Genomic DNA, 11,423 nt, shown 5'->3' on the forward strand with positions numbered 1-11,423 from the left:
GTCCCCGTGCGTGGGAGATGAGATTCCAGGCTTCGTCGGCCGGTACGCCTTCGAGTTGGAGCACAGCCGCTGCCAGTACGGAGGACCTGCCGATGCCGGCACGACAGTGAATGGCGACACCGTGGCCTGCATGCAGGTCATCGGCCAGCATTCGCGCGAGCGCCCTGGTTGGGTCCTCGGCAGGCGTTTCGCGATCAGGCGTCGGAAGTGTGGCGTACCGCAACTCGGCTTCCGTAGCCGCCTCGGCCTCGTCGACCAGGTCGAGTTCCCCGTTCTCCTGCTCGGTGAGCATGCTGACCAGTGTGTCGACGCCCATGAACCTGACGGCCCGCACCTCCTCCTGCAGGCACCCGCCTGCGCGCGGCGCCGCCATCGTGGACAGCTGGCCCCGGTCTGCCCGCTGGATCGTGAACAAGCGTGGCGCAATCATTGGAACTCCTTTCGGTGGGGTGCGCAGCAGCGAGCAACCAGGGCTGAGCGCCAACGAGAGCGCCACAACGGTCGTGCCGCGGAGAGCCGGCATCGGCCAGGTCGGTGGCGTCCACGACGGTGGCCGGCTCGCTTCAGCAACCGACCCAGGCTGGTCGGGCTCCGCTCGCGTCAGTGATAGAAGTACGGGTCGAGGACTTCGACCTCGGTGATGGAGTCGATCGGCAGCGAGTTCTTCTTCGCTGTGATCCGGACAGCCTCCGGGGTCGGGCCGTCGTAGATGCAGTAGGTCGTCTTCTTGTCCTTGCTGACGTAGGAGTGGACCCACGTGACGCCTTCGTTGGCGTTGTTGCCGACGACGCCCATCAGCGCGGTTGCGCCGTCGTTGTTCGTGGGGATTTCCAGACCTTCCGGGAAGGTCCTTTCGACCAGGTAGCGAGGCATGTCATGCTCCTTTGGCTCGGTGGTCGGCTCCCTGCCGACCCGCTGCATCAAGCCTGGGTGACCGGCGATGCCCGCGGTATAGGGCGTTCTCCCTAACTTGCGCCCGCCCGCTCTCGGGCGATCGCGGCGGCTTCGGTGCGGGTCCGGGCGCCAAGCTTTGCGAGGATCGCGGAGACGTGGTGGCCCGCTGTCTTCACGGAGAGATGGAGGCGGCTGGCGATCTCCGCGTTCGTCCTTCCCTCCGCGAGCAACGCCAGCACCTCGCCTTCGCGAACGGTGAGACCGTCAGGGTCGTTGAGAGTGCGAGGGCGGACGCCACGCGGAATGTGCGTCACGCCGTCAATGCGGAGGCGGCGGGCGGCCGCATCGGCGAACGCTCGGGCCCCCAGGCGTCGCAGCTCGCCCACGGCCTCCGCCCGTAGAGCGTTGTCGTCGGAGTCAAGCTTGGTCATCGCGGCCTCGAACGGGCAGCCGAGCAGCTCCCAGGCTGCGAGCGCGCCGGAGGTGTCGCCTGCGAACTGCCGGCGGTATGGGTCGGCGGTGCCCGGGACAGCTGCCAGCGCCATCCTCAGATCCTCGGTGCTGAGCTCGCCGACCCGCACCAGCCAGCCGCCGAGCTCTCCGATCGGCCAGTCGAAGCCGACCTCTTTCGCCGCCGCGAACGCCGGCTCGACGACCGCCGGGATCTCTCGCTCCCGTCCGTGCACCCACAGCCACTCCGCTCGAGCCGCGGCGGCGGGCCAGGTGCGCTGCAGGTGACCGACCTGCTCGGCGAGCCGCCCGGCGTCCTCGAGCGCCGTGCCGAGGGGGTCGCCGCGACGGACTCTCAGGCGGGCGAGCACCGTCGTAGCGACGATGCGGCTGATCAGGTCGTCCGTCGCGGACAGTCGTTCCAGGAGCGTGTCCGCTTCGCTCCACCGTCCCTGCTCGAGCCGGATTCGCGCTTTCCAGGCCAGGCAGTAGTCGCGCGACTGGTCGAGATCGCGGTCGGTAGACCAGGCGATCATCCGATCCAGCCACGGCACGGCGATCGCGTAAGCGCGCGCTTCGCCGGCGGCAGATCCGATGTTGAGCATCGCGCGTGCCGCGATGTGATCGTCCCCGGCGGACACGCCGATCTCGTAGGAACGCGTCAGCGGCCCGAGCGCGCGGTCGGGATCGATGAAGAACATCGCCGAGCCGAGCGCGTTGAGCGCCATCCCGAGCGCCGACGCGTCGCCGATCATCTCGGCCTCGGCGACGGCCTGCTCGGCGATCTCGACGGCCTCGCGGTTTCTGCGGGCCAGCATGTGGTCGAAGGCCAGGGCGGCCCGGGCGAGGGCGAGCGGCGCCCCGGTCGCGTTCGCTTCGCAGTACGCGACGGCCGCCTCCGCGTCAGCCAGCCCGTCGGCACTGTTGCGGCGTAGCGCGATCAGGCCGCGGAGGGTGCCGATCTTCGCCCTGTCGCCGACCTCCTCCCAGACCGCCAGCGCCTGTCGCCGCACCTCGGCTGTGCGGACGTCCCCCGCCCACGTCGCGAGCTCGTCGGCGAGAGCCTGCAGCGTTTCCGCCCGGCGACGCGGCTCCAGGTCCGGGACCTGCGCGAGCAGGGTCTCCCAGTGCTTCGCCGCCTCCCGATGCGAGCCGGCCGCCGACGCCTTCGCCGCCGCGACGGGAGCGAAGTCGCGCACCGCTGCCTCGTCGCCGGCGGCGACGGCGTGGTGCATCACGCGTGCGGGATCCGCAGTGGGCCGTCGCCGCAGCCACCCCAGAATCCTGCCGTGCAGTTCCTGCGCGATCCCACCCGGCACCGCATCCCGGATCGCCAGGCGGGCGATCTCGTGACGAAACATGAGGCGCCCCCCGGCACCTCCGACGAGGAGTCCTCGGTGCAGCAGGCGGTCGATCGCAGCGCTGTCGGCGGAGGCGACATCCCGCACCAGATCGAGCTCCGCCCCGTCCGGGAGCAGGCTGGCGACGTCGAGTGCTGCCCGGGACTGCGGTGGGAGATCGAAAGCCCGGGCAAGCACCGCATCAGCGACGGTGGCGGGCAGGTCGCCGTCCGTCGCCGCGAGCTCGGTGACATAGAACGGATTCCCTTTCGTGACCCGGTGCACAGCCGCGGCATCACGCCGCTCGCCGACCAGTGCGCCCACAGCCTGCGGCGAGAGTCCAGACAGTTCGAGTCGCGTCGCTCCTTGAGCCACGAGCTGGCCGAGCACCGGACGCAACGGATGCTGCGGATCGACCTCGTCATCGCGGAAGCTGACAGCCAGTACAGCCCTTGTGTCATTGATGCGGCGTCCCAGGTAGGTGAGCGCGTCCCGAGTGGCCGCATCCGCCCAGTGCGCGTCCTCGATCACGAGCAGGAGGGGCTTGTCACGTTCCCGCAGGCGCCGAAGGAGTCCGGCCAGCCGGACATAGAGGTTGCCCGCGACGATCAGTTCGCCGACTCCCTCGACCTCGGCGATGTCGACGAACGGGCCCAGCGTGCGAGGTGTCGAAAGGGCATCGCAAGCGCCCCACCACACGTCCGCCCCGATCTCCTGGGCCGTAGCGGCCGCAGCACGCAACAAGGCCGACTTGCCCATCCCCGCCTCACCAGCAACGAGCACGACCGAACTACGCGGCCGGTGAACCTCGGCCTCAGCTGCCATGCGCAGCAAGTCCGAGATCTCCGTGAGCTCGGTATCACGCTCCAGCAGCGCCATCGCCCCATCGTAGAAGGACCTTCCCGCTCGTCCAGATGTGAATCGTGCCCGGTTCGATGGAGCCCCAGAAGGTGGGGGAGATGGTGCGACCGTCGCGCTCGGGGTATGCCCGGCCGGTACCCGGGTCACCAAGATTCGGCGAGAAGGCCGGCGTTTTGTGGGCGACGGCCGAATCTGAGGCCGAAGCGACCCATCATCCATGCCAGATGGAGAGGGATTCGGGCCCAAGATCGCCGCTTGAAGATGCATTTGCCGTAGTCAAAGGCACTTTACGGTGCGCGCGAGAGGAGTTGAACCTCCCGTGGGCTCGCCAGTGTCGGCATCTCGGCGGTGAACCCTGACCTGTTCCTGGCCGAGCGGCTGGCCCGAGACGCCTACGCCACGGTGATCGACCTGTTCGTGGGTGCCGAGCGGCTTCCAGGCTGTCTGGAGCCTGGCTGCGGAAGTCGGTACTCCGCGACTCGGCTATCGACCGGAAGAGGGGATGCGCACCGTCCGCACACGCTCCACGTTCCTCAATCAACCCACTGTGAACGAGCAACGATGGGCACAGGTGAACGCGCGCGACCTCAGCGAAGTCACCGAGGCGCTCACACCCGGTGTTGGGTGACTCGCACGCCGGCCTGTTGCCCGGCTTGATCGAACGCGAATGCGAGGTTCGGTGCCGGTGCCGCTTCACCGCCCTGGCTTGCGGGGAAGTCCATCACGAAACGACTGCTGGCCGCCAGGGAGCACCCGGGCGGCCAGGGCAGTGTGATTGTTGAGCCTGTCATGCCTTGTCGTGGATCGTGACGACGTACCCATCAAGATCCCGGAATGAGAACGTGGTGCCGAACGGCCCTGCGAATGGTTCCTGCACGATCGTCACTCCGGCATCGACTAGTTTCTGGTGCACGGCAATGGTGTCGTCGCTCTGGAACCACACGCCGATGCCAGCGCCGAGCTGTCCGAGGGTATCGAGGTCGACGCCGGGCAATGGTGTCCTGACAGCGAAGGAGACCGAGCCGTTCGTGAAGACAGCCGCCTCGGGGTTCGGTGCGGGCACTCGTGTCAGTCCGATTGTGTTCTCGTAGAAGTCTGTTGATGCCTGAAGGTCTCGTACCTGGAACGATACGAAGTCAGGGCCGTGCGTGCGGGCATGCAAATCAGTCATGTCAATATGTTGACACATTGAGTGCCGCTGTGTCAAGATGCTGACATGAAAGCGGTGTTGACCCCCACTCCCGAAGAGCTCGGCGTGCTCATCAAGGCGACCCAGGCGGTACTCAACCAGCGCATGGATGAAGTTCTCCGGCCCCTCGGTCTGACCGTTGCCCAGTACGCTTGCCTGCGCAACCTGTCCGATGAGCCAGGGATCACGAGTTCCGAACTTGCCAGGCGCAGCTTCGTGTCGCGCCAGTCGATGAACGTGATGCTGCAGGGGCTAGAGAAGATGGGACTGGTGGATCGCGCCGAACAACCGGGGCCACGCAGAGAGCGCTCCGCAATGCCCGCCACTCGGGCCGAGGACCTCTTGGCCGAAGCGAGTGCTGCTGTCAGCGGGGTTGTTGAAAGAATGACAGAAAATCTTGACGCCAAGCAACGATCGAATCTTCATGATCTGCTCGAGACGTGCCACAGGGCATTGCTCTCTGGTTGACAGAGCCAGGCTCCGCGCCATTCGCCACGCTCCTCGACGACGCGACCACGCAGCAGGCCATCGCGCGGGCTGAGAACCACACGCCTACCAATGACAAGAGCGGTGCTGCGACCCAAGACCTGTTTCTTCAGGCCCGGGTTACAACATCGCTCATTGAGTGCGCGAGAGAGGAGTTGAACCTCCCTCGGACCGTGAATGAATACGCCCCTCACTAGGCATTATGCACAGTTCTTGCTTATACCTGGCTAGCTCCGTGGGGCAGATGTGGGTCAGCTGGTCACGCCGATTTCGCCGGGCACCTGCCGCGGTCTTTTCCAAATCCCAAGAAAGCCCGCGCCAAACGGCGCTCGCGGACCTGGCCACAGAGCCGATCTCGGAGAACGCCAGGAACCAAGGAACCTGATCGTCTGGGAGCGAGTCAATCAGTTCGTGCGATTCGCGCCGATCAGCATCGGCGCTTCGAGCGCAAGCCCGCCGTCCCCGACTCCTTGTAGCACTTCCCTCCGATAGATCTGTCAGTTATAGTCGACACATGGTCGAGGTCCTGACGACACAGGTCTTCGACCGCTGGCTCAGGAAGCTCAGGGACCGTCAGGCTCGGCTGCGGATCGTGGAGCGGATCGACCGGCTCGCCCACGGCAACCCCGGCGACACCAAACCGGTCGGCCAGGGCGTGTGGGAACTGCGACTGACTTACGGCCCGGGCTACCGGATGTACTACCTGCAGGACAACGGGAGCCTGATCCTGCTGCTCTGCGGTGGAGACAAGTCGACCCAGCAAGCAGATATCGACCGAGCGCACCAACTCGCCGGCGAGTGGCAACAGAAGGAGGACGGTGATGACAACCAAGGCTGACAAGTACACCCGCTTCGATGCGGCCGATTACCTCGACGGCATCGACGACGCTGCCGCGTACCTTCAGATCGCCCTGGAGGAGTCCGAAGACGACCCGACCGCGGTCCCCCGCGCCCTCGGTGTGATCGCCCGCTCCCGCAACATGAGCGAACTCGCCCGACGGGTCGGCATGAGCCGCGACGGCCTGTACAAGGCGCTCTCCGCAGACGGCAACCCCACCTGGTCCACCGTCCTCAAGGTCACCAACGCTCTCGGACTGCGACTCTCCCTTCACGAAGTGGCCTGACCCCGGGGCCGTCGGAGTGACTGCAGAAGAAGCCACGCGCCCGGCCTGGATCGAATGGATCGGTGCGGGCTGATGCCGGAACCGGACAGGTTCAGCGGTTTCGAGCGACGACTCGCCGAGCTTCGTGCGGAGAACCAGCGGCTGCGGAGCCTGCTCCGGATAACCAACGGAGTCGAACCGCCACCCGAGCAGCCGACGCTGGCCCCGGTCGATCCAGGTCTGGTGACGAACGCCTCGCCACCGGAGGCGAAGCTGGCTCTCTACATGCAGCTGTTCGCGGCTCGACGCGACGTCTACGCGTACCGCTGGGAGAATCCCCGGAAGAGAACCAAGGGCTGGTCGCCGGCCACCCGCGATCAGTTCGGCAAGGGCTCATTGTGGGACCGTCGGCCCCTACCGTTGACCGCCGAGGTGATCGCCCGTCATCTGAGCAACACTGAGTTGTTCATCGGCCTGTATCCGTTGCTGCCGGATGCGACTTGTTGGTGGCTTGCCGCCGACTTCGACGGGCCCCAGGCGATGTTGGATGCGCACGCGTATGTGAAGGCTGCAGCGTCGCTTGGGGTGCCGTGCGGTCTTGAGATCTCACAGTCGGGACGCGGGGCGCACGTGTGGACGTTCTTCACCGACCCGGTGCCCGCCGCCGACGCCCGCGCGATGGGCACGGCCTGCATTCACCGCGCGATGGGGCTGCGCGGGTCGATGCCGCTGTCCAGCTACGACCGGCTCTTCCCGAACCAGGACACCGTCCCGGTGGGCTCGTCCGGCGTGGGGAACCTGATCGCCGCACCCCTGAACGGACGGCGCCGCGCTGAACGCCGCACGACGCTGTTCGTGGACCTCGCCACGTGGGAGCCGTGGCCAGACCAGTGGGAATACCTCTCCCGCCTCGACCGGATGACCCCACGCCAAGTGACCGCGGCCGGCCGACGCGACCGGATCAGCGTCGGCCCTGAGGTGACCCAGCTAGAAGCCTCCCCTGCGACCACTGTCCGACCACGACCACCAGCCCAGGTGCGAGCAACCCTGGGCTCCCGGTTGACGATCCGCGACGAGGACCTGCCGCCGGCACTGTCGGCGGCACTCCGGCACGCAGCCACGATCCACAACCCCGGGTTCTACGAGGCACAGCGTGCCCGGCGCTCGACCTGGAACATCCCCCGGTTCATCCAGGGCTTCGACGTCGCCGTCAACGGCGACCTGCTCCTGCCGCGAGGCCTGCGCGAGCAAGCGGCGACCCTTGTCGCTCAAGCCGGAAGCGAGCTTGCCTGCGTTGACGAGCGGAGCCCGGGAAGCGAACTCAACGCGCCCTTCCTCGGAGAACTCGACGCTCGTCAGACTACCGCTGTGGACACGATGCTCGCTCATCAGGACGGCATCCTGCACGCGCCAACCGGCTCAGGCAAGACGGTCATGGCGTGCGCGATCATCGCCGAACGCGCCGTCAGCACCCTCGTCCTGATCAACAAGACCGCCCTGGCCGCGCAATGGCGAGAACAGATCAGAACCCTCCTCGGCATCAAAGCCGGACAACTCGGCGGCGGCCGGGTCAAGACCCGAGGACAGGTCGACATCATGCTGCTGCAGTCGCTGGCCCGCCTCAGCGCCACCGAAATCGCAGAACTGACTGCTGGCTACGGCCAGGTCATCGTCGACGAGTGCCACCACATCGCCGCCGGGTCCTACGAGAGCGTCGTTTCACAGATCAGCGCAGCGTGGTGGCTCGGCCTCACCGCAACACCAGAGCGGAAGGACGGTCTGGAGCAGGTCACCAACTGGCAGCTCGGCCCGATCCGCCACGTCATCACCGATACCTTGCCGAGCCAAGCCACCCTCGTGACGCCGTACAACGGCCCACACCGCGACCTGCAGCTGCATGAGACCACCTTCCGATGCGCTACCGACCTGGACCTTGCCCAACCCGGAGCGATCACCCAACTGGGCGGTCTGCTCGCCGCCGACACGGATCGCAACCACCAGATCGCACTCGACATCGCGGCCGCCCTCGAACAGGGACGCAAGTGCCTGGTCCTCTCCCGTCGCCGCGACCACCTCACCGCACTCGCCGCGCTCCTGCCGCAAGCCGACGCCCTGATCATGCGCGGCGGCACCGGCGCGAGAGAACTTGCCGCGATCCGGGAGCGCATCGCGGACACTGATCCGGAAGATGCGCTCCTGGTGATGACGACCGTCCCCTACGGCGGCGAGGGTTTCGATGCGCCCATCATCGACACCGTCTTCCTCGTCGGACCGATCTCCTACCCCGGCCTCGTCGTCCAGGCAGTTGGACGCGCGCTGCGCCGACACGAAGGAAAGACTCACGTGATCGTCCACGACTACCTCGACACAGGGGTCCCCGTCCTCAATGCCCAGTACTCCCGGCGCCGCGTGGCCTACCGACAGATGGGGTTCACTGACTGACGGACACTCCGTCGCTGGGTGCACCCGCCCGTGGCTGCGCCGTCCGCGGTGAGGCGGATCGTCCAGTTCGATAGCTGCGCATTGACTGATACAACGCCTGCGACCTGCAGCCCTTCTAGAGCTGAGCCAGACTGGTCATTCCGCGTGCTGCCCGTGGTCTCGTCTGCGACTCCAAGGATCCTCGACTGCGGGCCAAGGATCAGAAAGACCGAAGAAGTCTGACGGCGTCACGGAGGCCGACGCAGCCAGCTCGGCGTGTGGCGCATCTACATATGCCTCGAGGAACGCACTGATCTGCGTGCCCTGAAGCCCGCCGGCAGGGTGGGCCCACCACTGAGGTATCGAGCGAGTGATCGAGTGAGGGCTGGGATCAACCCCAATCAGTATCCCTCCGACGTGTGTGTCCTTCCATGCCCCGGGGCCGCCCCACAGGCCGTCGTACTCTCGTCGGACAGGCTCGATTGTCCCGTTCGCCGTGTAGCTGGAGACGATTGATCCGAGCAGGGCAGCTCGCCACTCGTCCGGTCTATAGAAGATCCCGTGACACCAAGCAGCAACGACCAAGGGCCCGTCGAGGTCGCCGTAGGCCGTGCGCTTGGACCCCACAAGGCGCTTCGCAGCAGCAACGTCGTCGCGGACGCCACCTTCCATCGGGTAGACCCCAATCGACCGGGGGCCGAGGTCGGGATCCGCAGGAGCTCGTCTTGGCATCGCAGCCAACTCGACCACCCAACCGTCGGCCTTCAGGACGAGGGGTTCGGCAGGCGCTTCGGGATCACCGTCGCCAAGGTCGTTCAACCACCGCTCGGCCGCGGCCCGCCAGCCTTTGTATCGAATCGGAGCCGAGCCGACCTCCAGGCGCTTGATCCAGAGGAAGTATCTGTCGTTTCTTACTTGGTTGAGCTGTTTGTACAGGTCTTCTTGCCGGTTGCCCTGGGCGCGTTGCGTGCGTGAAACCCCGGGACCGGTCGCCTCGACGTAGATCGTCAAACCGTCTCGTTCAGCTTTGAAGTCAGGCGCTCGACCGTTCGATTGCACTTCGTGAAGCTGGACAGCGAAACCGGACCTGATCAGCCATTCGTGCAGATACACCTCCCACCACGCAGAGGTCCCAGCGGCATCGTCACCGGAGCGCCACCGCTCGACGATGTCCTTGTGAGCCTGCTTCGGCACGTGGCTGAGGAAGTCATCTGCGACCTGTCGGACTTCATCCCAGAACGGGCCTTCCACTCGGTCGAAGAACACATGACAGGGCTCCCCAGCCATCCGCGGTGCGCGACTCCTCGAATCGCTTGGCAGGAAGAAACTCGACACCACGCTCCTAACAGCGGCGGGAATCGCACCGTTCTCATCCACAGGCTAGTGCCGTGCCGGCCAAGCGTCGACAAGGTACACATGCTCCGAGAGGCCCCGTTCGGCACCGCGGTGCACACGTTGCTGCGATCACGCATTCGACATCGTGATCGGGCGCCGTCGTCGGCAGGGGGCAGCGGCCTTCTGGCGGGCCGTGGGGCAGACGTGGGGCAGACGTCCAGCCGTGCCGGCCTCCAGCCCTAGTGGGACGACGATTCGAGGCTTCTGTCCCGTGGGGCAGCCGTGGGGCAGCCGAACTTCTCGCGGACTCACCGAGCCGACGCAGAGGGCAAAGCCGCTTGTCAGACCATCTTCCTTAAGCGGGAAGCTGTCGCAACCGAGGCGCCTAACACTTGGGAGCCCAGAAGAATGGTGCGTTAGGCCTTGTCAGAGCGATTCGCCATTCTCAGGTTCGACGCTGACAGGTGCAATACCTCTACGCGATTGACAGCGTGTCCCCTAGCCAGAGGCACCTTACGGTGCGCGAGAGAGGAGTTGAACCTCCCGCGGGGCACGAGCGAAATAGCCTCCCACTAGGGGTTTTGCGCAGTTCTTTGACCGTGCGCCGGCCCTTCTGGGGCGGATGAGGGGTAGGATTCGCCACCGCTTCCCGACCGATGTACGTCCGCTGGTGTTCATGACCGTGGCGCTCCGAAGCCGGCGGCGAGGATCTCGTCCACGCGCTCGGACAGATCGGTGCGTCCGTCTTTCTCAACCCCCATGCCGAAGAAGGCCGGCGGCCAAGGCCGTTCGGCGACCTCGGCGCGAAGTCGGCTTCGCAGATCGGCGAGCATCAGCGTCACCTGGTCGTCCGGCGCGCGTCAACCAGGCGATGCAGTTCGCGGCGATCGGCATCCACCCACCGAGCGTACGACCGAACCCAGCCAGGCACTCCGGACCTTCCACCTCGACCATGTGTCAGCTATAGTCGACACATGGTCGAGGTCCTGACAACACAGGTTTTTCGACCGATGGCTCAGGAAACTCAAGGACCGGCAGGCACGCCTGCGGATCGTCGAGCGGATCGACCGACTCGCCCACGGCAACCCCGGCGACACCAAACCCGTCGGCGGTGGCGTCTGGGAACTCCGACTGACCTACGGCCCGGGCTACCGGGTCTACTACCTACAAGACGGCGACCAACTTGTCCTGCTGCTGTGCGGCGGCGACAAGTCCACCCAACAAGCAGACATCAACCGGGCACACCAGCTCGCCGACGAATGGCACGAGGAGGATGGAGATGACAACCAAGGCTGACAAGTACACCCGCTTCGACCCAGCCGACTACCTCGACGGCATCGACGA

At 66.1% G+C, this 11,423-nt stretch carries 10 protein-coding genes and 1 pseudogene; 5 read left to right on the forward strand and 6 right to left on the reverse strand.

What is annotated here, in order from left to right; all coding sequences use genetic code 11:
• The 4 genes from QM633_RS00310 to QM633_RS00325 all read right to left on the reverse strand — a co-directional run.
• The coding region (locus tag QM633_RS00310; RefSeq protein WP_415151724.1) for a hypothetical protein at positions 1–430 on the reverse strand (430 nt) is incomplete at its 3' end.
• Positions 431–600: 170 nt separating this feature from the next.
• Positions 601–873, reverse strand: a complete 273-nt coding sequence (locus QM633_RS00315; protein ID WP_415151725.1) for a DUF4242 domain-containing protein — start codon at positions 871–873, stop codon at positions 601–603.
• 92 nt (positions 874–965) lie between these two features.
• Entirely contained in the window at positions 966–3,563 is a 2,598-nt protein-coding gene (locus tag QM633_RS00320) for an ATP-binding protein (protein WP_415151726.1), read from the reverse strand.
• A gap of 769 nt (positions 3,564–4,332) precedes the next feature.
• Complete coding sequence (locus tag QM633_RS00325; protein ID WP_415151727.1) at positions 4,333–4,716, reverse strand: VOC family protein; 384 nt, start codon at positions 4,714–4,716, stop codon at positions 4,333–4,335.
• Between the two features lie 45 nt (positions 4,717–4,761).
• Here QM633_RS00325 and QM633_RS00330 point away from each other — a divergent pair, with 45 nt between their 5' ends.
• The 4 genes from QM633_RS00330 (at position 4,762) to QM633_RS00345 (ending at position 8,765) form a co-directional block, all read left to right on the forward strand.
• Positions 4,762–5,202, forward strand: coding sequence for a MarR family winged helix-turn-helix transcriptional regulator (locus QM633_RS00330; protein ID WP_415151728.1), 441 nt, complete (start codon positions 4,762–4,764; stop codon positions 5,200–5,202).
• Positions 5,203–5,734: 532 nt separating this feature from the next.
• Positions 5,735–6,058 carry a type II toxin-antitoxin system RelE/ParE family toxin gene (locus QM633_RS00335; RefSeq protein WP_415151729.1) on the forward strand — a complete coding sequence of 108 codons (324 nt, stop codon included), beginning with the start codon at positions 5,735–5,737 and terminating at the stop codon, positions 6,056–6,058.
• Complete coding sequence (locus tag QM633_RS00340; RefSeq protein WP_415151730.1) at positions 6,042–6,344, forward strand: addiction module antidote protein; 303 nt, start codon at positions 6,042–6,044, stop codon at positions 6,342–6,344. Before QM633_RS00335 ends, QM633_RS00340 begins: the two co-directional genes overlap by 17 nt.
• Before the next feature lie 72 nt (positions 6,345–6,416).
• Positions 6,417–8,765: a TOTE conflict system archaeo-eukaryotic primase domain-containing protein gene (locus QM633_RS00345; protein ID WP_415151731.1), complete on the forward strand. Its 2,349-nt coding sequence runs from the start codon at positions 6,417–6,419 to the stop codon at positions 8,763–8,765.
• 135 nt (positions 8,766–8,900) lie between these two features.
• Here the strand turns inward: QM633_RS00345 and QM633_RS00350 are convergent, their stop codons facing one another.
• Both QM633_RS00350 and QM633_RS00355 read right to left on the reverse strand, forming a co-directional pair.
• A complete protein-coding gene (locus tag QM633_RS00350) occupies positions 8,901–10,010 on the reverse strand; it encodes a hypothetical protein (RefSeq protein WP_415151732.1) in 1,110 nt (369 codons plus the stop codon).
• A 743-nt stretch (positions 10,011–10,753) separates the two neighbouring features.
• Complete coding sequence (locus QM633_RS00355) at positions 10,754–10,921, reverse strand: hypothetical protein (RefSeq protein ID WP_415151733.1); 168 nt, start codon at positions 10,919–10,921, stop codon at positions 10,754–10,756.
• A 160-nt stretch (positions 10,922–11,081) separates the two neighbouring features.
• On the opposite strand from QM633_RS00355, the pseudogene QM633_RS00360 reads away from it, so the two are divergent.
• Positions 11,082–11,375: pseudogene (locus QM633_RS00360) on the forward strand (type II toxin-antitoxin system RelE/ParE family toxin); the annotation flags it as partial.
• Positions 11,376–11,423: the final 48 nt, after the last annotated feature.

Origin of the sequence: Propionicimonas sp. (genome assembly GCF_047606205.1) — a bacterium.
Taxonomy (GTDB): Bacteria; Actinomycetota; Actinomycetes; order Propionibacteriales; family Propionibacteriaceae; genus Propionicimonas.